The sequence below is a fragment of the Actinoplanes sp. NPDC051405 genome (assembly GCF_055586185.1).
On sequence record NZ_JBVJIR010000010.1, the window covers coordinates 329,028 to 350,236 of the forward strand.

Consider the following 21,209-nt stretch of genomic DNA (forward strand, 5'->3'; position numbering starts at 1 on the left):
GCGCGTTGCTTCCGTATTCAGATGGGGCGATGCTCGCGGCTCTGCGATCGAGAGTAACGCCATGAATCATGGCCTCAAGGCGATTAGCCCGCCGCTAGCCCGGAATGCAACTCGCAGTAACAACGCATCGCTCTGACCGTGGGACACCGTCGGAGCCCGTTGACGTCCGCTGGCGTCCACTGAGGTCTAGTGACAACTAACGACAAACGTGGTTCGTCATGGCGCAGATCACAAACTTTGCGCTCCGTAACAGGGGTACGCGGTGGCCTCAGTCCTCACGCCAGATGGGTTCCAGCAGGTCAGGATTAAAGGCAGACCGCCCTCGCCCGTTCGGGTGCACGATGACTGCATGCAGCGCCTCGTGGATGTACGCCCGCTTGCGCATGACGTCCAGGCCGCCGTCTTCCTCCGGCGTGTACCAGCGACGGCGTAGGTCATCCACGTCTAGCTTCCGACGCTCGATCTGTACGGCGTACCGGCCTTGCTCAGCACGCAGCCGCGCGATCTTCTCCTCCACCTGACGCACGTTGGAGAAGAAGAACTCGTTCGACATCCCGCCTGCACGCCAGACGCGACCCAACTCGTCAAGCTGCTCTTGACTGTTCTTCAGCTCATCAGCCCCGGCCCATGTCTGGCCGCCCTCGCCACCCGCTGAACGCATCTCGCGCTCCTCAAGCTTCGCAAGCACCATCTCGGAGACGTACTCGTCGACCTTGGCACCCTGCCGACCGATTCCCGAGCATCCGCCCTGCGCCTTCGGCTGGCAGAGGTAGTGATAGACATCGGGATTCCGGTGCCACCGCCGCGCGCGCAGTGGGCAATTGCAGAGCGTCCCGTCCGGCCTCGGCTTGCCGCACCGCAGGATGCCGCTGAGCAGATAGCGATGCTCAGAGAAGTCGGCCGCAAGCACGTTGCCCGTTGAGCCGTCCGGGTTCACGCTCCTCCCCTTGCGGTTGCCCATGATGGCGTTGACGGCTTGCCAGGTAGCCGGGTCGATGATCGGCTCCCAGGCACCCTGGACGGGCTGCCCGCTGTCGTCGGTCACGATTTCGCCGTGCAGCAACCGCCATCCGCACAGGCGTGGGTTAGCCAACGTGACCTTCAGCGAGCGCGAGGTCCACTGGTTCCCGAGTGATGTCCGCACGTCCGCAGCGACCCACTCCCGCACGATGGAGTTGAGCGACCTACCGGCGGCGAACTCCTTGGCAGCCTTGGCCACAAGCGGCGCTTCGACCGGATCCAGGCTGCGGCGGTCAGCAGCCCATCCGAACGGCCGCGTTCCTCCGGCAGGCTGGCCGCTCTCGGCACGGTCCCGGTGAAACCGCCGCAGCCGCCGGCGCGCCTTCCGGGACTCGATCTTGGAGAAGGCCACCCCCACCAACCCGAGTCCTTCGACGTCCTCGGCGTACAGGTCCTTGGGACCGCGCTCGTCGGCAAACACTCGACCGTCGTCGGCGGTTAGGGCTTCCACGAACCGCTCGTAGTCACCCGCTCTTCGGGCTAGCCGGTCCTCGTTGAGCACCATGACGCCGCGCACCTGCGTACCGTCGGCCAGGCGGCCAACGGCGACGGCCTTGAGCATCTCCTCGAAAGCCTCACGGATCACGCCCGCCTTGCTCGCCGAGCGGTCGTTGTCGGTCAGCTCGGCTACGACGACCCACCCGAGGCGCTGGGCGGTTCGTCGATTGACCTTGTGCTGGTTGCTGACACCATGTTCGTCACGCTCGCCATCGCTGCTGATTCGCGCGTACGAGATGACCGGCACCGCCTCAATAGTCACCTAGCGGACAGTACTGTCACCAGCAGTATCTGTCGGACGCCAAGAACCCGGGCGGCTATTGCAACCACGGGCCGAACGGGATGACCTGCCCGATCGGTGTGGCCAAGACCGCTTAGTTGTTCGCATCGAGGTGTCCTTGCTCGCCTGAGGGCACCTCGGTTCATCTGCTTGCCATCCCGTCGGTCGTCGACCCACCCACCGGGGAGCGGGCCGACGCTGGGGCCGCCACGGCTCGCTCGGCGTGAGGCAGGCACGGGGGTTGACGGCCTCGGCGGCGGTCTGCTCGGCTTCGCCTGGGGCGACGGACGGCGGAATGGCATACCCCATCCCGGAGGTCCGAGATTCTTGTGCGGCACCGCGTGGTTGTCGGCCGCTCTCGTCAATGCCCGATGTGGCCGGCGCGTCGGCCGATGCCGGCGCTTGCGCCGCCAGCAGGCCGGGCGCGACCGGCTCAGCAGACTCGGGACTATGCGCCGGGGTCGTCGCGAACGAAGACACAACAGTGGAGAACACAGATCTAGGAATCCTCGATCAACCGCCCGGTCGTGGGTCAGCCACCTGCCGTCTTCCCGGCTCAACCGGAGTCGTGGCTGACCGTCGTTTACCGCTGTCCCTACCCATTGGCCGCTACGTCGGGCACGACCCCTTCGATGGGCACTGCGTGCGAGGCGGTCGGGTTCGGTCTACGGCGCGGTCAGAGGTACCGGACAGGCTCTGTCTGGCCCAGCTCGAATGCTGCGGTTGCTGTACTTTCGCCGCTGTACTCGCCTTGCTCCTGCGCACCGGCACGGCCTGTCCGCGGGTAGTTCAAGAAAACACGGCGAAGGCGCTCGCCCGGCGCGAGCTTACCTGCACGAATGCAACGATGATCTTCCGCATGGATCACCCTTTGGAGTGACTACACTAGCGCCGACGCTGCATCATGGAAGCGTGGCTACTCCAGATGAAGACCTTCTGGTCTTTACCAAGGAAGAACTTGCGGAAAAGATCAAGGAAGCAATCGAAAATGCGCCTAGGCGTCACCGACTGGTGTGGATCCGGATCCCTCGTCCCCATCCATTTTTTCTAAGCCTTATAGCATTACTGGTTATGGCCTTTGCAACAGCCAAGTACGTTTGGGACGGCGTCTACGCGTCAGGAGACACGCCACCTACAGTTAAGGAATGGAAGCGACTAGACGCCCAGCCTCGACCTTCTTGGTTCGAGCAGATCGCAGACTGGCGCGGCGAAATAGCCTTCATCCTCGCATTCGCTTTACTGACCTTCAGCTTGTGGCGCTTATGGCGACGCCGAAGAGTGGCGCGAGGCATCAAGCGTGCACCGTGGCTGCTTGCCACCGTGCTGGGCCTGGCAGCGGCAGCCATCGGCCTCGTGGCGCTCTGGGTGCTTCTCGGCGAAGCCAACAAGCTACCCGCAGGTGAGCAACCGAAGGCCAGGATTGAGGTTTACAAAACCGCCGCGACTGTGGCCCTGGGAACCTCGGGGATCGGCGGCCTATTCATTGGAGCTCGCCGTTTTTGGGCTGGCGAGACCGAAAAGCTCGACGACAAATTCTACAGGGCGGTAGACCTTTTTACTAGCGAGCAAGGGGCCGTCCGAGTAAGCGGGATGGTGGCCCTTGAGCGTTTGGCGCAAAAGAATCCTGAATACAAAACTGCCACTTCACACATCCTCGACTACTTGGCAACTTATGATCCAGAGAAGGAAAGGGAGATTGCACGTAGTCTTCTAGTCGGCCGACGCGAATACATGCCCTGGATAGCGAGGGTATTCAACCGTGACGTAACCGGCTAAGGGCCATCAATGATCTTCCCGCGCTGAGCCATCCCAGAGAGAGGTCAGAGTCCGCGTCGGAGGCCTCGTGTCACCGCGGGACCTATGAGCCACGGAACTGCCGGCGGTCCCAACGGCATGACGTGCCCGATCGGCGTCGCTCAGAGCGGCGCCTGACCGCTGGACTTGCGCTGAGGCAAGGCCGTCGGACTTCGGTCAGGCGGCCTCGCTGACAGTGGTTTCCGGATAACCCGGCTGCCCGAGTGGACTTCCACATTCTGTCTTATGTCAACGATGACGTTTCGTGCAGACGAGGGCGAAATCAGTCGGTGGAAGCATCTGCCCCGAGGAGTCCGGCGAATATCTCGGCGAGCTTTTTCCGGTCGTGACCTGTCCTCAGAGGCTCAGTAGCTGCTCGGCGGTCAGGTCGTCGAGGCCCAGAGAACTCATCGTGCGGGCTCCTTCGGCACGCAGGTCGCGCGCGAGGACGACCGAGGTGATCTCGATGATCGCGTCCATCGTCGGGGTGGGCACCGCGAGCCGGCGTGCCAGGTCGGTGAAGAAGACCAGGGAGTAGCCGACGTCCTCGGTGAGGTATCGCGAGTCGATGGCAGTCGGGGCCTTGATGCCGCGGAAGCCAGGTGCGCGGGAATACCCGGTCGTGTAGTTGCTCTCGGTCATGTAGCCCTGCTCCACACCGATATCCGGCTCGGACAGGATCGTCACGCCGAGCGCCGTCGCGATGGCGAGACGTTCGGTGTCGACAGCCTCCATCAGACGGCTCGCAGCCGGGGTGACACCCTCCTCGTAGAAGAGGAAGTCGCCACCGGTCCGCTCCAGCAGGGCGGCGTTCATGAGCGTCACCGCGGGGTGGATGACAGGGTTGCCGTTCTGCAGAGACGTCTGGAAGACCGTGGCCGCCTCGACGGACGAGGGATAGACCTGCCTGAGGATCTCCAGCAGCTTGCCGTTGCCGGACCGAGGAACGGCCGAGGCGAAGAGGCCCCTGTCGAACTTGTGGAATACATGGACGTTGCCCTGGCCGTCGGCCCGGCACGCGTACGGAAGGGTGCTGGTCTCCCCGACGATGACGCTGTCGTCGTGCACCGGCAGACCCGCGGCTCGCTTGAAGGCGAGGGCGCCGCCGCAGGAGCCGGGACAGATCACCACGATCATCCCGGGCCGCAGGTGAGGTGCGAGGTCGCGACCGAACGGCTCGGTGGCGAACGCGGGCCCGACCACGAAGACGATCTCGGCACCCTCCACGGCGGCTTCGACGTCCGTACCGGCGTACGCAACCGGGGCGAAGCCCTCCAGCCGTCCCTGGCTCGTGATGCCGCCCTTTGCCCGGACTGCCTCAAGGTTTTCGTGAGCGTGTGCGGCTTGGGAGTACAGCGAGACGCGGTGGCCTTGCTGAGCACAGTCGAAGGCGAGAGCCATGCCTCCGTTGCCGGAACCGATAACGGTGACGTTCATGGTCGCTCCCCCATCCTCCGGCGTCGTGGCAGACGCCGGCAGGTTCAATCGGTAGAAGTATTTCCTCGACCGATTCGACGAAAATCTCGGAGGTTCTTCCCATCGAAGATCTTACGCGGTCGATCGTTTGATTTCTGCGGCGACCATCGCGAGACAGGCCGATCCGAGGCATTTCGGGAAGAACTCGCGGACGATGGTTCAAGTTCTCGTTGCTGCTGCGCTTCCAGGGTCAACGCGGTGGGCCACTGTCAGCGGGTCACGGCCAGCCGGCGGGACCAGGATCAGCTCGCCAGGCTCACAGGCATCTGTCGGACGCCAAGAACGAGGTGTCCTCGTTTTCCTGAGGGGACCTCGATTCACGCACCTGCGATCCCGTCGGCCGTCCACCACAATGGCGTCCCAGGCACGTTCACCCGAGGACTGGAGGGCTCCGCCGTGAAAATCACCGTCTCGATGGAGATCGCCTTGCCGCGGGAGCGGGTGGCCCAGCTACTCGCCGACCCGGCGCACCTGCCGAAGTGGCTGCGAGGCCTGGTGCGGCATGAGCCGCTGAGCGGCGTGCACGGGCACGTCGGCACCAAGTCGCGAGTCGTGTTCCAGATGGGGCAGCGGCAGATGGAGTGCACCGAGACCATCACGCGCCGGGAACCGTTGGATCTGCACGGGATCGGGAGCGAGGACGTCGTCCGTTTCGAACGCGAGATCGTCGGCAAGGGCATGTGGAGCGCCGTGAGCGACCGCCTGACCGAAACCGGCCCGGAGACGACGCTCTGGGTGAGCGAGAGCGAGTACCGGTTCAGCGGCTTGCTGATGCGGCTCGTGGGACTCTTGATGCCGGGCGCCTTCCGCAAGCAGTCGCTACAGCACATGCAGGACTTCAAGGCGTTCGCCGAGCACGGAAAGGACGTCCGCGAAGCGCAGGGCTGAACCTTTCTTGATCTGGAGCGCGCTCCAGGTCCTGCCCGCGGCCGACGTACTCGTGACGACGGAACGTGACCTCGTCCGGCGGATCCGGGAGAGTCTGCGGGACAATCTCGAACGGCTGGGCCGGGCCCAGCTGCCGCGCTGAGAGAAGTTCGGCAGAGCCTGTCGATTCGGGGCAGGGGCGTTCGTAGCGGAAGTGAGAGGCACCCGCCCGATCACTTTCAAGGAGAACCTCATGACCGCGACCTACACCTTCGACGTCTTCTCCAGCCTCGACGGCTTCGGCGCCGCCGGCGGGGACTGGACCGGCTACTGGGGCAAGCAGGGCCCCGAGCTCCTGGACCGCCGCCTCGCCCTCTACGACACCGACCAGCGCATGGTCTTCGGTGCCAACACCTACCGGATCTTCACGAGTCTGCTGGCCGGGAACACCGAAGAGACAGTGCGCGACCCCTGGGTCACCCGCATGCGGAACCTGCCGGCGACCATCGTGTCGAGCACCCTCGAAGGCCCCCTCGACTGGCCCGACGCAACCGTCGAGCACGGTGACGCCGTCGAGGTCGTCGGTCGTCTCAAGGAGCAGTCCGACGTCCCGCTCCGCTCGCACGGCAGCCTTTCGCTGAACCGTGCGCTGATGGCCGCCGGCCTCGTCGACCGCGTACAAGTGACGCTTTTCCCGGTCGTCACCGGCCGGACCGGAATCGGGCCGATCTTCGCCGGCGCCGAGGATTTTGACCTCGAGCTGCTGGAGACCCGTACGCTCGACAGCCGCACCCAGGAGCTCATCTACCGCCCTACGCTGCACTGATGCCGTCCTCCCTACGGGTGTAAAAGATCGACAGCCTCCTACCCCTCCTCACACACTGAACAAGAAGACAATTCAGGAGGTAGACCTCGGGAGGTTCACCATGCCCAGGTTTCACAATGAGGAGGAGCGGGTCGCCTGGACGCTGGCCGAGTCGCTGGCCGACAAGGCGCGGGCGATGATGCGGCAGGCCGAGACCGCGCTCGAGACGTGGCGGATCGGCAAGGAGCTCAATCGCGTTCGCTGTGCGCGGCGCGGGATCAGTGCTTCCGACGCCGAGATCCGCTGGTCCGAGACCGCCAACGCCAAGAACGCGCTGACCGACAACAGTTTCCACGTCTCGCTCGCGACGATGTACTTCGGTGCTGCCGCGGCCTACTACTCCCGGGCCCAATACCTCCGCAGCCACGGGGAGGCCCATGTATGAGAAAAGCGCCACCCCGACCGGGGCGGCGGTCGGAGCGGCGCTCTCGCAGGCCTGACGGACCCGGCGCTCGCACGGGGGACGAGCGCCGGATCCATCAGGGGCCTGAGTCGAGTGTGCGGCGCATTTCTGGGAAACCGCTGTGCCGCACCGCCAAATGAGCTGGGAGTCAGCCAGAGCCCGAAAGCCTGCGAAAACGTCAGCTGTCAGCCGGCGGCGGCTTCGGCGACTCCGCCGGAGCGCTGGCACCCGGCCCGGGCCCAGCACCCTCGCTCTGCTTCGCTCCGGGACCGGCCAGGGCGAGCCCGAGCACCGCACCCGCGCCGATCAGTCCGAGGCCGGCCAGGGAGATCTTGCGTCGTTCCGGCTCGTTCACGGCACCTCCAAGTTCAAGACCGGCTTTCCATGCTGCCCCGGCCTGCTGTGAGACAGCTGAGTCGCCCGGCCGAGATAGCTGAGTCGCCGGTCAGCAGGCATATTGGTCACATGGAGACGGCAACCGAGAACGAACGCAAGTACGACGTCCCCGCCGGTTTCGAGTTGCCGCCTCTCATCGGCGCCGGCGGTGTGCGCGAGCTCGGCGAGGCCGAGACCCACGAGCTGGACGCGACCTACTTCGACACCGACGATCTGCGGCTGGCGCGCAACAAGCGGACCCTCCGCAAGCGGACCGGGGGCGGGGACGCGGGGTGGCATCTCAAGACACCGGCAGACGGGTCGAGCCGGACCGAGCATCGGCTGCCGCTGACCGACGGTGACGACGTGCCCGCCGAGCTGGTCGCGGAGGTGCGCACGATCGTGCGGACCCGGCCGCTGCGCCCGGTGGCGCGGCTGCGTACCCATCGGGTCGAGACGCCGCTGCGCGATGAGCAGGGCCGGACCCTCGCGCTGGTCGCCCAGGACCGGGTGGGCGCCGAAACCGGCGGCACCGAGCAGAACTGGCAGGAGCTCGAGGTCGAGCTGGTCGACGGCGGGCCGGCAGTGCTCGACGCCGTCGAGGGCCTGCTGCGGGCGGCCGGCGCCACCCCGGCCGCCGGGCCGTCGAAGCTGGCCCGGGCGCTCGGCGACCGGCTCACCGAGCCGCGGCGCCGGCGCCGCAAGGTCAACCCCGTGCTCCGGTACGCGCGGGAGCAGCGCGAGACCGTCGAGGAGCAGGACCAGGGGGTACGCGCCGGCGACCCGGACGCCGTGCACAAGATGCGGGTGGCGACCCGGCGCCTGCGCAGCACCCTGAAGACGTTCAAGGCCTCGTTCGATCCGCAGCGGGCCGCCGCGCTCAGCGACGAGCTCAAGTGGCTGGCCGGCTGCCTCGGTGACGTGCGGGACGGCCAGGTCCTCGAAGGCAAGCTGCTCGCCGACACGTCCGGCTTCCCGGAGGTGGCCGACGGCATCCGGGCTCATCTCGACGCCCAGGTCGAGCGGGGTCGCACGGCGCTGACCGAGGCGCTGGACAGCGACCGCTACCTCGCCATGCTCGACGCGATGGACGCGCTCGTCGACGAGCCGGAGCCGGACGACGCGAGTGCGCTGCGCCGGGCCCGCAAGGCGCTGCTCAAGGCGGACCGGCTGCTGGACGAGGCGATGGCCGACGGCGTGGACGCCGAGCTGCACGAGGCCCGCAAGGCCTACAAACGGGCCCGGTACGCGGTGGAGATCTTCGCTCCCACCGCCGGCAAGCCGGGCAAGCGCCTGGTGAAGGCCCTGACCGGGCTCCAGGACGTGCTCGGCGCCCATCAGGACTCGGTGGTCGCGCGGGAGGTGCTGCGCGAGATGGCGCGCACCGCGCCGGACGGATTCGGGTACGGCGTGCTGTGGGCGCGTCAGGAGCAGGCCGGCGTGCAGACCCGCAACGAGCTGCCGCCGGTCGTCGCGGCGTCCCGGGTGAAGCGGTTGCGGAGCTGGCTCGGCTGAGCATTAACCTGCCGTCCACTTTCCCGTTACGGTCCGCCAGTTGTCAGGTCGGCCCTGGTGGGTATGAACCGTGTCATGCAGGCGGACCAGGACCACGAGCAGGAGCAGGACGACAACGGCGGCCACGAGGATCGCCAGTTCGACGACGAGCTCACCACCGACCCGTACACGGGTCCGATCACCGAGCTGGGCGGTTACCGGGTCGCCGACGACGATGACGACGACCCGGTGCTGCTCAACGCCGACGGCAGCCCCGTGGACACCTGGCGCGAGGACTACCCGTACGACACCCGGATGCCGCGGACCGAGTACGACCATGACAAGCGGCTGTTGCAGATCGAGCTGCTGAAGCTGCAGAACTGGTGCAAGCGGACCGGCGAGCGGATGGTGATCCTCTTCGAGGGCCGCGACGCCGCCGGCAAGGGCGGCACGATCAAGCGCTTCATGGAGCACCTGAACCCGCGCGGCGCCTCGGTGGTGGCACTGGAGAAGCCGAACGAGCGCGAGAGCAATCAGTGGTACTTCCAGCGCTACATCAAGCACCTGCCCGCGGCCGGGGAGATCGTGCTCTTCGACCGGTCCTGGTACAACCGGGCCGGCGTCGAACGGGTCATGGGCTTCTGCACCCGCGCCGAGTATCTGGAGTTCATGCGGCAGGCCCCGGACCTGGAACGGATGCTGGTCCGCTCGCAGATCAACCTGATCAAGTTCTGGTTCTCGGTGTCGCAGGGTGAGCAGCGCACCCGCTTCGCGATCCGGCAGGTGGACCCGGTACGCCAGTGGAAGCTCTCGAAGATGGATCTCGAGTCACTGGACAAGTGGGGCGAGTACACCGAGGCCAAGGAGGCGATGTTCTTCTACACGGACACCGCCGACGCCCCGTGGACCGTGGTCAAGAGCAACGACAAGAAGCGCGCCCGGCTGGAGGCCATCCGCTTCGTGCTCAACCGCTTCGACTACGACAACAAGGACACCAGCATCGTCGGCACCCCGGACCCGCAGATCGTCGGGCCCGCCTCCCAGTTCGTCGAGGGCACCGAGGTCTCGCCGCAGGTATTCCCGCGACTCTAGTGACCTTAAAGGCGTTGTCGGCGGGGCCACGGGGTGGCTAACGTGGCCGTACACGTGAGAGGAGGTGGTCCGAAGTTGTATAGCAACTGGACTCGTGAGGTGGCTGTCCGCTAGCCGCTGTCCTTGACAGCTTCGTAGGAAAACGTCGAGACCGTGTGGCAGCGGTGCGGCGAATACCAGGCAGCCACCCGGCCCCCGGGGATCCGGCCCAGTCCGACCGGACCGTGCTACGGCGCGGAAGTCCCCGGGGGTCGCTTCATGTCCGAAGGTGATCATGCGCCAGCTGACCGTGCTCGGCACCGCGAGCCAGGTGCCCACCCGGCACCGCAACCACAACGGCTACCTGCTGCGCTGGGACGACGAGGTCGTGCTCTTCGACCCGGGTGAGGGCACCCAGCGCCAGATGCTGATGGCCGGGCTCGCCGTGACCCCGCTGCGGCGCATCTGCATCACCCACTTCCATGGCGACCACGCGCTCGGCCTGCCCGGGATCATCCAGCGGATCTCGCTCGACAAGGTCCCGCACCCGGTCCAGGTGCACTACCCGGCCGGCGGCCAGGAGTTCTTCGACCGGCTCCGGCACGCCACCAGCTTCTACGACGTCGCCGACCTTCAGCCCGTACCGGTGGCCGACGGCTTCCGGGTCGAGACCTCGGCCGGCGCACTCACCGCGCTGCCGTTGCGCCACTCGATCGAGACCTACGGCTACCGCCTGGCCGAGCCCGACACTCACCGGATGGTGCCGTCGCTGCTGGCCGCGCACGGCATCGCCGGGCCGGCGGTCGGCGAGCTGCAGCGCACCGGCCGTCTCGGCCGGGTGACGCTGGAGCAGGTCAGCGCGCCCCGGCCCGGGCAGCGCTTCGCCTTCGTGATGGACACCGGCCTGTGCGACAACGTCTTCCATCTCGCCGAGGGCGCCGACCTGCTGGTCATCGAGTCGACCTTCCTGGCTGAAGATGCCGCGATGGCGGCCCAGGTCGGCCACCTGACCGCGGGCCAGGCCGGGTCGGTGGCCCGGCAGTCGGGGGTACGCACGCTGGTGCTCACCCACTTCTCCCAGCGGTACGCGGACAGCACCCGGTTCCTGGACGAGGCCCGCGCGGAGTTCGACGGCGACATCGTGCTCGCCGAGGATCTGCTGCGGGTGCCGGTGCCGCCCCGGCTAGGTTCGTCCGATGAGCGTGCATCTGCGTCCCGCCGCTGACGACGACCTGCGGGCGATCGGCGCCCTGCACTTCCACTCCCGCGCATCCGCGTACGCGGACATCCTCTCCCCCGACGCGCTGGCCCACGGCTCGCCGGAGGTGCTGGGCGAGTGGTGGGCGGAGCGGTGGAAGTGGGAGCAGGACACCCACCGGCTGACCGTCGCCGTCGACGGCCCGGTCCTCGCGGGCTTCACGTACGTGGGGCCGAGCGAAGAGGACGGCGTCGCCGAGCTGTACGCGATCCACGCCGACCCGGCGTACGTGGGCACCGGGGTCGGCCGGGCGCTGATGGCCGACGCTTTGCCGGCGCTGGCCGCCCTGGGTGACCGGGCCGTGCTCTGGGTCCTCGCGGCGAACGAGCGGGCCCGGCGCTTCTACGAGCGCGGCGGCTGGGTTCCGGACGGCACGACCCGTACCGAGGCTGTCGGCGGGGAGCCGGTCCTCCAGGTGCGCTACGGACGGCCAGTGAAGGACGAACAGTGGAGGGCGGGCGGGAGCGCGTGACCGAGTGAATGCGGGGGAACCTGTGGTCACGCACTCCCGCCAACCGCGCCCGCCCGAACCGCGTTGACGCCTGGCCGGAGGCGCCGACCGGCGGAGGCGTGCCGGTCGAGACGGTTCATGGGCGGGTCCGGGTGCGGGACGCCGGCGTGCTGGCGGGGCACGGGGGCATCACCGCGGTTCGACGTCGTCCGGGCCGATGCAGGTCGGTTCTTGCCGGGGGACGGTCAAGGTCCCGGCTGACGTCGAGGGTCTGGCAGGGTCGTTCAGTCGAAATAGCCTCTGTTCAGTTCGTCGATCTTCGGCGTCTCGCGCCGGACCATGTTGCCGTCCAGGCCGGTACGGATGCCGGGCATCGCGCGCACGCTGTTGAGGTCGTGCCGCAGGGTCCAGGCTTCCCGCCACGGCCGGCGGGACGCGAGGTCGGCGCGTTCGCCGAGCCGGCGCGGTGCGCAGGGCCAGCGCCAGCCGCACCAGACGCAGTTGCCGTCGTGGCCGGCCTCGGCATGCCGCCGCAGCATCTGCTGGGCGTCCTGCCAGAGCAGGCGGTCCACGATGTCGGCCGGTACAGCCTCGTCGACGATGACCATCCCCACCCCTCCGTCCGGCTCGTTCAGCTCCTTCGTCACTCATACAACCCCCGGCAACGGGCATCCGGTCGGACTATCTGTGCGACCTTCGCGACTATCAGTGACTGGCGCATTTCGCCGTGGGCGGACGCCGTACCGGCATCGATGGCCGCCGGGGCGGTGTTCTGGACTGCATGGATACCGAACACACGGGTGTCGAAACGGGCGCGCTCGATGCCTACAGCCGTGTCGTGACCGGCGTCGCCGCCCAGTTGCTGCCGTCCGTCGCGGCGCTGTCCGTCCGTACCCCGCGCGGGGCCGGCGCGGGCTCGGCGGTCACCTTCACCGACGACGGATTCCTGCTCACCAATGCCCACGTGGTCGCCGGCGCGAGCGGCGGCACCGCCGCCTTCGCCGAGGGCACCGAGACCAAGTTCGACGTGGTCGGCGCCGACGCGCTGTCCGACCTGGCCGTCGTCCGCGTGCACAACCCGGGTGCGCCGGCGGCCCCGCTCGGCGACGCCGACCGGCTGCGGATCGGCCAGCTGGTCGTGGCGGTCGGCAACCCGATGGGCCTGGCCGGCTCGGTCACCGCCGGCGTGGTCTCGGGGCTGGGCCGCTCACTGCCGGCCCGCGACGGCCGCCGGGTCCGCATCATCGACAACGTCATCCAGACCGACGCGGCGCTCAACCCGGGCAACTCCGGCGGCGCCCTGGCCGACTCCACCGGCACGGTGGTCGGCGTCAACACGGCGGTCGCGGGCTACGGCCTGGGCCTGGCCGTACCGATCAACAAGACCACCCGCCAGATCATCGGCGAGCTGGTGACCACGGGCCGGGTCCGCCGCGCCTGGCTCGGCGTCGCCGGCGTGCCGGTGCCGCTGCCCCCGCCGATCGCGGAGCGTCTGGGCCAGAAACTGGGCCTGCGCGTGGTCGAGGTGGTCCCGGGCAGCCCGGCCGGCACGGCGGGCATCTACCTCGGCGACATCCTGATCACGGCGGGCGGCGAAGCGGTGCAGACGGTTCAGGCCCTGCAACGCCTGATGCTGGGTCCGGCGATCGGCCAGAACCTCCCGATCACGGTGCTGCGGAAGAACGCCTTCGTGGACGTGGTCACTGTCCCCGCCGAGCTCGCATGATCCGCGCCGAACGCTTGGGCTCGCCCGCACCGCTTCCTGGCGGGAAGTGATCGCGGGCGCTGCCGCGCTCCGGCTTTAGGGGCGCGGCAGCATGCCGCGCTCCGGCTTCAGGGGCGCGGCAGCATGCCCACCAGGGACGTGATGATCGCCAGCCGCAGGGCTGTCCGCATATCGACGTGGTGGACCGCGAGCGCCGGCTCGGACTCGTAGACGGCGAGCAGGCTCGGCGGCGGCGAGGTGTAGGCCGACAGTGCGCCCCCCACGATCAGGAGGTTCAGGCAGAACATCTCGGCGCGGTCGCCGATCTCCGGCAGGTGCCGCCGGACGAGGCCGGCCATCACCGCGAGATTGCCCAGCGAGGCCCGCTTGTGCCGGCGGATCACCTCGACCGAGACGTTGTGCTCGAGCACTCCACCCTGCGCGCCGAAGAGATCACAGAGCACCGTCTGGGCCGCGAGTGACCGGCTGAGCACGTCGGCCGCCTGCTCCGCCCGTTCCACCGCGGACCGGCCCGGGTCGATCCCGCGGGCCAGCTCCGGCTCCAGCTCGGCCAGCCAGGTCGCCGTCCGGTCGTCCATCAGGTCGAGCAGCACCGCCTCGCGGCTCTCGAAATAGCGCAGCACCGCCGTCTTGGCCAGGCCGACCCGCCGGCTCAGCTCGTTCAGGGTCACCTGGGCCACCGGCATCTCGTCGAGCATCGCCGAGGTCGTCTCCAGGATCGCCCGGCGCCGGACGGCACGCTGCTCGTCGCTGCGCGCCCGCTGGAACGTCATGGCCCAACCCTAGCTTAGGTACCGGCGGTCTCTTGACACTGTACCGGTGGTACATTACCGTTCAGGCATAAGTTACCGGCGGTACATTGAGGAGCAGAGATGAAGTGGACCGAGCAGCAGATTCCGCGCCAGGACGGCCGGGTGGCCGTGGTCACCGGGGCCAACACCGGGCTGGGCTTCGAAACCGCCCGGCGGCTCGCCGAGCGCGGGGCGTCGGTGGTGCTGGCCGTGCGGGACACGGGGAAGGGCAAACTGGCCGCCGCCCGGATCAACGGTGACGTCTCCGTACAGGAACTGGATCTGACCTCGCTGGAGTCGGTGCGCGCCGCGGCCGCCGGTCTGCGCGCCACCCACCCGCGGATCGACCTGCTGATCAACAACGCCGGCGTGATGTACACCCCGCGGCAGACCACCCGCGACGGCTTCGAGCTCCAGTTCGGCACCAACCACCTGGGCCACTTCGCGCTCACCGGCCTGCTGCTCGACCTGCTGCTGCCCGTGCCCGGCTCCCGGGTGGTCACGGTCAGCAGCACCGGCCACCGCATCCGCGCCGCCATCCACTTCGACGACCTGCAGTGGGAGCGTTCCTACGCCCGGATCGGCGCCTACGGCCAGTCCAAGCTGGCCAACCTGATGTTCACCTACGAGTTGCAGCGCCGGCTCGCCGCGCACGGCACCACCGCCGCGGTGGCCGCCCACCCCGGCATCTCCGACACCGAGCTGGTCCGCAACATCCCGCCGGCCCTGCGCCGGCCGGTCTCGTGGCTCGCCCCGCTGCTCAGCCAGCCCGCGACCGCGGGCGCGCTGCCCACCCTGCGGGCCGCCACCGATCCGTCCGTCCTCGGCGGGCAGTACTACGGTCCCGACGGCCTGGTCGAGGGGCGCGGCTACCCGAAGCTGGTCACTTCCAGCCCGGAGTCCTACGACCTGACCGCGCAGCAGCGTCTGTGGGCCGTCTCGGAAGACCTCACCGGCGTGCGATTCCCGGTGGGCCGGGCAACCGCCGCGGCGGCGCAGTAGCCCGCCACCTGCTCAGCCGCAGCCGCTACGCAGCGGTCGCCACCAGAACCATCTCGACGGTCGGAAGGGCCGGGCCGCCAGGCCTCGCCGGCCGTCCCGCAAAGCGGCGGGCCTCACCTGACAGACGAGATGCCGCCCGCCCGTCGGGCCGGGCGGCATCTCGCTCGTGATCGTGAGCGACCTCAGGAGAGGTGCGCCAGCAGATCCTGGCGCGTCAGAACTCCGGCGGGCTTGCCGTCGACCAGCACCATCGCGGCGTCCGAGTGCTCCAGCAGGGTCACCGCCTCGCTCACCGGCTGACCGCCGCCGATCATCGGCAGCGGGTCGGCCATGTGCCGCTCGATGGTGTCGTGCAGGTGCGCCTGCCCCGTGAACAGCGCGTCCAGCAGCGCCTTCTCCGCGATCGACCCGGCCACCTCGCCCGTCACGACCGGCGGCTCGGCCTTGAGGACCGGGAGCTGGCTGACGCCGTACTCGCGCATGTAGTCGATCGCGTCGCGGACCGTCTCGGTCGGGTGCACGTGGATCAGTGGGGGCATCTCGCCGCTCTTCGAGCCGAGGGCCGCCGCCACCGTGGCCTCGTCGCCGCCCGTGGTCAGGAAGCCGTACCGGGCCATCCAGGTGTCGTTGAAGATCTTGGAGAGGTAACCGCGGCCGCCGTCCGGGAGCAGGACCACGATCACGTCCTCCGGGGCCGCCCGGCGGGCCACGTCCAGGGCCGCGACCACGGCCATGCCGCAGCTGCCGCCGACCAGCAGGCCCTCCTCGCGGGCCAGGCGCCGGGTCATCTCGAACGAGTCCGAGTCGGAGACCTCGATGATCTCGTCGCAGATGCCCCGGTCGTAGGTCTCCGGCCAGAAGTCCTCGCCGACGCCCTCGACCAGGTAGGGCCGGCCGGTGCCGCCGGAGTAGACCGACCCCTCCGGGTCGGCGCCGATGATGCGCACCGGGCCCTGCTCCTTGAGGTACTTGCCGACGCCGGTGATGGTGCCGCCGGTGCCGACGCCCGCCACGAAGTGCGTGATCCGGCCGTCGGTCTGCTTCCACAGCTCCGGGCCGGTCTCCTCGTAGTGCGAGCGCGGGTTGGCCGGGTTGCTGTACTGGTCCGGCTTCCACGCGCCGGGGATCTCCCGGGCCAGGCGGTCCGAGACGTTGTAGTAGGAGCGCGGGTCCTCGGGAGCCACGGCGGTCGGGCAGACCACCACCTCGGCCCCGTACGCCCGCAGCACGTTCTGCTTGTCCTCGCTGACCTTGTCGGGGCAGACGAAGACGCACCGGTAGCCGCGGAGCTGGGCCACCAGGGCCAGCCCCACGCCCGTGTTTCCGCTGGTCGGCTCGACAATGGTGCCGCCGGAGCGGAGCAGGCCGGCCTTCTCGGCGTCCTCCACCATGCGCAGGGCGATGCGGTCCTTCACCGAGCCGCCGGGGTTGAAGTATTCGACCTTGGCAAGGACGGTCGCCGCTATGCCGTCGGTGACGCTGCGCAGCCGTACCAGGGGGGTGTCCCCGATGATGTCGACGACATTGTCGTAGTACCGCACGTCGCTGTGCCCTTCTCCGGTGCTGACCTGGATCTGGTCAGCCTACGGCTCAGCCCACCACGGAACCCGGCAGGACCGCGGCACGCTCCTTCTCCCACTGCAGGAAGCGCTCGGTCTCGCTGAGCACCGAGCCCGCCAGCCAGGTGATCATCACGGCGTCGTCGGCCAGACCGAAGACCAGCAGGGCCGCCTCCGGCACCGCGTCGATCGGTGAGACCACGTACAGCGTCGCGGCGGTCATCAGGGCCACCCGCAGGCCGCCGTCGTACTCGCCCTTGGCGGTTGCCTTGATCATCCGAGGCAGCGCGGCCAGCCGCTGGCCGATCGACGGGCCGCCACGGGCCCCTGCCATCAGCGCCTTCGCGAGCGCCGTGAATGCGGCGGTCCGGCGCAGAGTTCTGGCCATGTCGTCCCCTTTCGCTTCCCTCAGCATGACGGCAACGCGCTATATGTGCCCGCTCGGCGCGGGGTTCAGACAGTTGTCGCACAGGCGAGTTAGCCTCGAAGTCCCCACCATCGCCGGCAGCCGGGTCTCCACCCTCGGCTGACGGGCAGGTTCCCGCCGAGCGAGAGCGAGGGAGAGCGTGCGACAGGTGCGCAGTTTGACAGCGGAGGAGTGGCAGCGGCTCCGGCTCGCAGGCCAGATCGCGGGCGGTGTGACCGGCGCAGCGGCCGGCTTGACCGTCCTCTCGGCGGGCGTGCTGCTGCGCCAGGCCGCCGACGCCCGCCGGATCATCCCGATGGCCGAGGCACCGCCGCCTCGCGGTGACGGGGTGTACGGCCCCAAGTTCCCCGGCAAGCCGCTGAGCATGGTCATCCTCGGTGACTCCTCCGCGGCCGGGTACGGCGTGCACCGTCCCCGGGAGACCCCCGGAGCCCTGCTCGCCACCGGTGTCTCGCGGCGCCTGCGCCGGCCCGTACGCCTGCACCGCCTGGCCGTGGTCGGCTCGATGTCCTCCGGCCTGCAGTATCAGGTGGACGCCGCACTGGAGTACGAGCCCGAGGTGGCCGTCATCCTGGTCGGCGCCAACGACGTCACGCACGCCTCGGCCCGTACCGCCGCCGTGCGCCACCTCGCCGACGCCGTGCGGCGGCTGCGCTCGGTCGGCTGCAAAGTGGTCGTCGGCACCTGCCCCGACATCGGCGCGATCCAGCCGATCAAGCCGCCGCTGCGCTGGCTCGCCCGCAAGTGGAGCCGGCAGCTCGCCGCGGCCCAGACCGTCGCCGTGGTCGAGGCCGGCGGCCGGACGGTGTCCATCGGCGACCTGCTGGGCCCGGCGTTCGAGGCCGACCCGGTGCGCATGTTCAGTTCGGACCGCTTCCACCCGTCCGCCGAGGGTTACGCCCGCGCGGCGGCGGTCATGATGCCCACGCTGATGGCGATGCTCGGCGAGGACGACCGGGCGCCGGCCACCGGCACCGACGGCGTGCGCAGCCTGCCCGAGGCGGCCCAGGAGGCGGCCCGCGCGGCCGGCACCGAGGTCGGCCCGGCCAAGGTCGACGGTCGCGAGCGCGGACCGGCCGGTCGCTGGGCCCAGCTGCGCCGGCACCCGTGGTTCGGCGAGCCCCGGCTGTGGTTCGGGCACCGCGCGGCGGCGTCGTTCGGGGCGGGTCCCGATCCCGGCGTGTCCGGCCGGTCGGCCGCCGGAGCCGTAGGCTGGACCCCAGCGGATCATCAAACAGCCGTCGACTGACGGAGTTGTACTGCGGCAGGGAGGCGACATGACGGGCCTGGCGGGACGGATCAGCAAAGCGACGGCGACCACGTTGTTCGCCGGGGCTGTCGGCAGCTTCGCCCTGCTCGCGGGCGAGGCCATCGCGGCCCGCACCCGGCGGTACGCGAAGCCCACCATGGGCCTGGCTCTGCGCACCTCGATGGGCCCGTCCGCGGCTCCCACGCTGCGGCTGGTCCTGCTCGGCGACTCGGCGGCCATCGGGGTCGGCGTGGAGTGGCTCTCCGAGACGGTCGGCGGCCAGCTGGCCCGGCTGCTGGCCGAGGGCACCCCGGAGACCGGCCAGCGGCACGTGCTGCTGTCCAGCGTCGGCGTGGCCGGTTCCCGCTCGACCGACCTGGCGACTCAGGTGGCCCGGGCGCTGCTCGGTGACCGGCCGGACGTGGCCGTGGTGCTGATCGGCGCGCAGGACGCGACCGGTCTGCGCAGCGCTGAGGAGTCGGCCGCGCATCTCGGTGACGCCGTGCGGCGGCTGCGCGAGGCCGGCGTGCAGGTCGTCGTCGGCACCTGCCCCGATCTGGGTGCCGTCCGCTCGATCGCTCCGCCGTTGCGGCAGCTCACCGGGTGGGTGGGCCGCCGGGTGGCGCGGGCCCAGGCGGCCGCGGTGACCGGGGCGGGCGGTGTCGTGGTCGACCTCGCCGAGGAGACGGGTGCGGTGTTCCGGGCCGATGCGGGCACGCTCTGCTACGACGGCTTCCACCCCTCGGCGGACGGCTACCGGGTGTGGGCGCACGCGCTCTACCCGGCGGTGCTCGACGCCGCACAGGCCGCCGGGCGCCGTTCGATTCAGGAGTAAAACGACATTCTGGTGTGACGAAGTGATGCTTCCGCGTCAAGTTACCGGCGCGTTAACGTTGGCTGCATGCCGGAAGCTGTCATTGTCGCCACCGCCCGCTCCCCCATCGGCCGCGCCGTCAAGGGCTCGCTGAAGGATCTGCGCCCCGACGACCTCGCCGCGACCATCATCGACGCCGCGCTGAGCAAGGTGCCCCAGCTCGACCGCACCCTCATCGAGGACCTCTACCTGGGCTGCGGTCTGCCCGGTGGCGAGCAGGGCTTCAACATGGCCCGCGTGGTCGCCACCCTGCTGGGCCTGGACGGCCTGCCGGGCGCCACCGTGACCCGCTACTGCTCGTCGTCGCTGCAGACCACCCGGATGGCCTTCCACGCCATCAAGGCAGGCGAGGGTGACATCTTCCTGTCGGCCGGCGTCGAGACGGTGTCCCGCTTCGGCCGGGGCAACTCCGACGGCCTACCGCCGGAGGCCCAGGCGCTGGTCGGTGGCGGCTGGGAGAACCCGAAGTTCGCCGAGGCCCGGGTCCGCACGACCGAGGCGGCGAAGAACGGCGGCGTGTGGCACGACCCGCGCGAGGACGGCAACCTGCCCTACATCTACCTGGGCATGGGCTACACCGCGGAGAACCTGGCCCAGGCGTACGACGTCAGCCGCCAGGACATGGACGAGTTCGGGGTTCGCAGCCAGAACCTGGCCGAGAAGGCGATCGCGAACGGCTTCTGGCAGCGGGAGATCACCCCGGTGACCACCCCCGACGGCAAGGTGGTCTCGACCGACGACGGTCCCCGCCCCGGCGTCACCATGGAGGCCGTCTCCGGCCTCAAGCCGGTGTTCCGCCCCGACGGCCGGATCACCGCCGGCAACTGCTGCCCGCTCAACGACGGCGCGGCCGCCGTGGTGGTCATGAGCGACACGAAGGCCCGCGAGCTGGGCATCACCCCGCTGGCCCGGATCGTCTCGACCGGCGTCACGGCCCTGTCGCCGGAGATCATGGGCCTGGGCCCGGTCGAGGCGTCCCGGCAGGCGCTCAAGCGGGCCGGGATGACCATCGACGACGTCGACCTGGTGGAGATCAACGAGGCCTTCGCGGCGCAGGTCATCCCGTCGTACCGCGAGCTCGGCATCCCGCTGGAGAAGCTCAACGTCAACGGCGGGGCGATCGCGGTGGGTCACCCGTTCGGCATGACGGGCGCCCGGATCACCGGCACCCTGCTGAACTCCCTGGACTGGCACGACAAGAGCATCGGCCTGGAGACGATGTGCGTCGGCGGCGGCCAGGGCATGGCGATGGTGCTCGAACGCCTCAACTGAGCCCACGCCGGTAGCACTTCCGCCGGGTCGACTGCCGTAGGGGGCGTCGGCCCGGCGGTTCTCATTCCGGCACGCACAGCGCGCACGAGAGTGTTCCGCCAACCCACTAGTTACAGAACGTGACAGCACTATCGCAATAAGCCTCATTTGTTGCCCGGGCGGATGAAGTCTCCTGCACGATATGGGAGAAATGTCGTCGGCCTAGCAGGGGATGAGTCTGATGTCAGTAGCACAGCAAGTGTCGCGGCGAGGTGTGCTGCGCAGGTCATCGGCAGCCGCCATCGCAGCCTTACTGGCCGTAGGACTAGTCACGCTGCCAGCCAGCCCAGCGTTGGCCGACTCGGCCATCACCGCCATCAGCCCGAACCACGGACCCGTACTCGGCGGCACCTCGATCACCATCACCGGCACCGGCTTCACCGGCGCCACCACCGTCGACATCGGCGTCAACCCCTGC

The 21,209-nt window shown here is 69.1% G+C and carries 22 protein-coding genes and 1 pseudogene; 16 read left to right on the forward strand and 7 right to left on the reverse strand.

What is annotated here, in order from left to right:
- Positions 1–268: 268 nt before the first annotated feature.
- Complete coding sequence (locus ACZ6S4_RS23130; protein WP_465476904.1) at positions 269–1,780, reverse strand: recombinase family protein; 1,512 nt, start codon at positions 1,778–1,780, stop codon at positions 269–271.
- A gap of 17 nt (positions 1,781–1,797) precedes the next feature.
- Here ACZ6S4_RS23130 and ACZ6S4_RS23135 point away from each other — a divergent pair.
- Positions 1,798–1,896, forward strand: a pseudogene (locus ACZ6S4_RS23135) (peptide-methionine (S)-S-oxide reductase MsrA); the annotation flags it as partial.
- 814 nt (positions 1,897–2,710) lie between these two features.
- Positions 2,711–3,574: a hypothetical protein gene (locus ACZ6S4_RS23140; protein WP_465476905.1), complete on the forward strand. Its 864-nt coding sequence runs from the start codon at positions 2,711–2,713 to the stop codon at positions 3,572–3,574.
- A gap of 375 nt (positions 3,575–3,949) precedes the next feature.
- Here the strand turns inward: ACZ6S4_RS23140 and ACZ6S4_RS23145 are convergent, their stop codons facing one another.
- Positions 3,950–5,029 (reverse strand): NAD/NADP octopine/nopaline dehydrogenase family protein, encoded by a 1,080-nt coding sequence (locus tag ACZ6S4_RS23145; protein WP_465476906.1) that lies wholly within the window; start codon positions 5,027–5,029, stop codon positions 3,950–3,952.
- 435 nt (positions 5,030–5,464) lie between these two features.
- Here ACZ6S4_RS23145 and ACZ6S4_RS23150 point away from each other — a divergent pair, with 435 nt between their 5' ends.
- From ACZ6S4_RS23150 to ACZ6S4_RS23165, 4 genes are all read left to right on the forward strand, one after another.
- Positions 5,465–5,956: an SRPBCC family protein gene (locus ACZ6S4_RS23150; RefSeq protein WP_465476907.1), complete on the forward strand. Its 492-nt coding sequence runs from the start codon at positions 5,465–5,467 to the stop codon at positions 5,954–5,956.
- A 7-nt stretch (positions 5,957–5,963) separates the two neighbouring features.
- Entirely contained in the window at positions 5,964–6,098 is a 135-nt protein-coding gene (locus tag ACZ6S4_RS23155; RefSeq protein ID WP_465476908.1) for a hypothetical protein, read from the forward strand.
- Between the two features lie 90 nt (positions 6,099–6,188).
- Positions 6,189–6,761: a dihydrofolate reductase family protein gene (locus tag ACZ6S4_RS23160; protein WP_465476909.1), complete on the forward strand. Its 573-nt coding sequence runs from the start codon at positions 6,189–6,191 to the stop codon at positions 6,759–6,761.
- A gap of 100 nt (positions 6,762–6,861) precedes the next feature.
- Positions 6,862–7,185 (forward strand): hypothetical protein, encoded by a 324-nt coding sequence (locus ACZ6S4_RS23165; RefSeq protein WP_360555883.1) that lies wholly within the window; start codon positions 6,862–6,864, stop codon positions 7,183–7,185.
- Between the two features lie 196 nt (positions 7,186–7,381).
- On the opposite strand, the gene ACZ6S4_RS23170 is transcribed toward ACZ6S4_RS23165, so the two are convergent.
- Positions 7,382–7,558 carry a hypothetical protein gene (locus ACZ6S4_RS23170; protein ID WP_465476910.1) on the reverse strand — a complete coding sequence of 59 codons (177 nt, stop codon included), beginning with the start codon at positions 7,556–7,558 and terminating at the stop codon, positions 7,382–7,384.
- 110 nt (positions 7,559–7,668) lie between these two features.
- On the opposite strand from ACZ6S4_RS23170, the gene ACZ6S4_RS23175 reads away from it, so the two are divergent.
- The 4 genes from ACZ6S4_RS23175 to ACZ6S4_RS23190 all read left to right on the forward strand — a co-directional run bounded on the left by ACZ6S4_RS23175 (position 7,669) and on the right by ACZ6S4_RS23190 (position 11,873).
- Positions 7,669–9,093 (forward strand): CYTH and CHAD domain-containing protein, encoded by a 1,425-nt coding sequence (locus ACZ6S4_RS23175; protein WP_465476911.1) that lies wholly within the window; start codon positions 7,669–7,671, stop codon positions 9,091–9,093.
- A gap of 75 nt (positions 9,094–9,168) precedes the next feature.
- Positions 9,169–10,164 carry a polyphosphate kinase 2 gene (gene ppk2 / locus ACZ6S4_RS23180; RefSeq protein ID WP_465476912.1) on the forward strand — a complete coding sequence of 332 codons (996 nt, stop codon included), beginning with the start codon at positions 9,169–9,171 and terminating at the stop codon, positions 10,162–10,164.
- 274 nt (positions 10,165–10,438) lie between these two features.
- On the forward strand, positions 10,439–11,368 hold the full coding sequence (locus tag ACZ6S4_RS23185) for a ribonuclease Z (protein WP_465476913.1): 930 nt from the start codon (positions 10,439–10,441) through the stop codon (positions 11,366–11,368).
- Positions 11,340–11,873 (forward strand): GNAT family N-acetyltransferase, encoded by a 534-nt coding sequence (locus tag ACZ6S4_RS23190; RefSeq protein ID WP_465476914.1) that lies wholly within the window; start codon positions 11,340–11,342, stop codon positions 11,871–11,873. The genes ACZ6S4_RS23185 and ACZ6S4_RS23190 overlap by 29 nt, the downstream gene beginning before the upstream one ends.
- Before the next feature lie 263 nt (positions 11,874–12,136).
- Here the strand turns inward: ACZ6S4_RS23190 and ACZ6S4_RS23195 are convergent, their stop codons facing one another.
- Entirely contained in the window at positions 12,137–12,499 is a 363-nt protein-coding gene (locus ACZ6S4_RS23195) for a hypothetical protein (RefSeq protein ID WP_360555893.1), read from the reverse strand.
- Between the two features lie 134 nt (positions 12,500–12,633).
- Between ACZ6S4_RS23195 and ACZ6S4_RS23200 the strand changes: the two genes are divergently transcribed.
- Complete coding sequence (locus ACZ6S4_RS23200) at positions 12,634–13,578, forward strand: S1C family serine protease (protein WP_465476915.1); 945 nt, start codon at positions 12,634–12,636, stop codon at positions 13,576–13,578.
- A 107-nt stretch (positions 13,579–13,685) separates the two neighbouring features.
- Here the strand turns inward: ACZ6S4_RS23200 and ACZ6S4_RS23205 are convergent, their stop codons facing one another.
- Positions 13,686–14,351 carry a TetR/AcrR family transcriptional regulator gene (locus tag ACZ6S4_RS23205; protein ID WP_465476916.1) on the reverse strand — a complete coding sequence of 222 codons (666 nt, stop codon included), beginning with the start codon at positions 14,349–14,351 and terminating at the stop codon, positions 13,686–13,688.
- A 99-nt stretch (positions 14,352–14,450) separates the two neighbouring features.
- On the opposite strand from ACZ6S4_RS23205, the gene ACZ6S4_RS23210 reads away from it, so the two are divergent.
- Positions 14,451–15,371 (forward strand): SDR family NAD(P)-dependent oxidoreductase, encoded by a 921-nt coding sequence (locus ACZ6S4_RS23210; RefSeq protein WP_465476917.1) that lies wholly within the window; start codon positions 14,451–14,453, stop codon positions 15,369–15,371.
- 182 nt (positions 15,372–15,553) lie between these two features.
- On the opposite strand, the gene ACZ6S4_RS23215 is transcribed toward ACZ6S4_RS23210, so the two are convergent.
- Positions 15,554–16,912, reverse strand: a complete 1,359-nt coding sequence (locus ACZ6S4_RS23215) for a cystathionine beta-synthase (RefSeq protein ID WP_465476918.1) — start codon at positions 16,910–16,912, stop codon at positions 15,554–15,556.
- A gap of 49 nt (positions 16,913–16,961) precedes the next feature.
- A complete protein-coding gene (locus tag ACZ6S4_RS23220; RefSeq protein WP_451915361.1) occupies positions 16,962–17,318 on the reverse strand; it encodes a YkvA family protein in 357 nt (118 codons plus the stop codon).
- 187 nt (positions 17,319–17,505) lie between these two features.
- On the opposite strand from ACZ6S4_RS23220, the gene ACZ6S4_RS23225 reads away from it, so the two are divergent.
- The 4 genes from ACZ6S4_RS23225 to ACZ6S4_RS23240 all read left to right on the forward strand — a co-directional run.
- Positions 17,506–18,606, forward strand: coding sequence for an SGNH/GDSL hydrolase family protein (locus ACZ6S4_RS23225; RefSeq protein WP_465476919.1), 1,101 nt, complete (start codon positions 17,506–17,508; stop codon positions 18,604–18,606).
- A 28-nt stretch (positions 18,607–18,634) separates the two neighbouring features.
- Positions 18,635–19,441, forward strand: a complete 807-nt coding sequence (locus ACZ6S4_RS23230; RefSeq protein WP_360555903.1) for an SGNH/GDSL hydrolase family protein — start codon at positions 18,635–18,637, stop codon at positions 19,439–19,441.
- Between the two features lie 66 nt (positions 19,442–19,507).
- A complete protein-coding gene (locus tag ACZ6S4_RS23235) occupies positions 19,508–20,752 on the forward strand; it encodes an acetyl-CoA C-acetyltransferase (protein ID WP_465476920.1) in 1,245 nt (414 codons plus the stop codon).
- Positions 20,753–20,972: 220 nt separating this feature from the next.
- Positions 20,973–21,209 (forward strand): IPT/TIG domain-containing protein (locus tag ACZ6S4_RS23240; RefSeq protein WP_465476921.1); only part of this gene is annotated, 237 nt, incomplete at its 3' end.

Excerpts from the sequence above, each read along its gene's own strand:
- ACZ6S4_RS23220 (WP_451915361.1), bottom strand. The coding sequence starts at position 17,318 with ATGGCCAGAACTCTGCGCCGGACCGCCGCATTCACGGCGCTCGCGAAG.
- ACZ6S4_RS23185 (WP_465476913.1), top strand. The coding sequence starts at position 10,439 with ATGCGCCAGCTGACCGTGCTCGGCACCGCGAGCCAGGTGCCCACCCGG.
- ACZ6S4_RS23160 (WP_465476909.1), top strand. The coding sequence starts at position 6,189 with ATGACCGCGACCTACACCTTCGACGTCTTCTCCAGCCTCGACGGCTTC.
- ACZ6S4_RS23165 (WP_360555883.1), top strand. The coding sequence starts at position 6,862 with ATGCCCAGGTTTCACAATGAGGAGGAGCGGGTCGCCTGGACGCTGGCC.
- ACZ6S4_RS23145 (WP_465476906.1), bottom strand. The coding sequence starts at position 5,029 with ATGAACGTCACCGTTATCGGTTCCGGCAACGGAGGCATGGCTCTCGCC.
- ACZ6S4_RS23205 (WP_465476916.1), bottom strand. The coding sequence starts at position 14,351 with ATGACGTTCCAGCGGGCGCGCAGCGACGAGCAGCGTGCCGTCCGGCGC.
- ACZ6S4_RS23230 (WP_360555903.1), top strand. The coding sequence starts at position 18,635 with ATGACGGGCCTGGCGGGACGGATCAGCAAAGCGACGGCGACCACGTTG.
- ppk2 (WP_465476912.1), top strand. The coding sequence starts at position 9,169 with ATGCAGGCGGACCAGGACCACGAGCAGGAGCAGGACGACAACGGCGGC.
- ACZ6S4_RS23235 (WP_465476920.1), top strand. The coding sequence starts at position 19,508 with ATGCCGGAAGCTGTCATTGTCGCCACCGCCCGCTCCCCCATCGGCCGC.
- ACZ6S4_RS23210 (WP_465476917.1), top strand. The coding sequence starts at position 14,451 with ATGAAGTGGACCGAGCAGCAGATTCCGCGCCAGGACGGCCGGGTGGCC.
- ACZ6S4_RS23200 (WP_465476915.1), top strand. The coding sequence starts at position 12,634 with ATGGATACCGAACACACGGGTGTCGAAACGGGCGCGCTCGATGCCTAC.
- ACZ6S4_RS23175 (WP_465476911.1), top strand. The coding sequence starts at position 7,669 with ATGGAGACGGCAACCGAGAACGAACGCAAGTACGACGTCCCCGCCGGT.
- ACZ6S4_RS23190 (WP_465476914.1), top strand. The coding sequence starts at position 11,340 with ATGAGCGTGCATCTGCGTCCCGCCGCTGACGACGACCTGCGGGCGATC.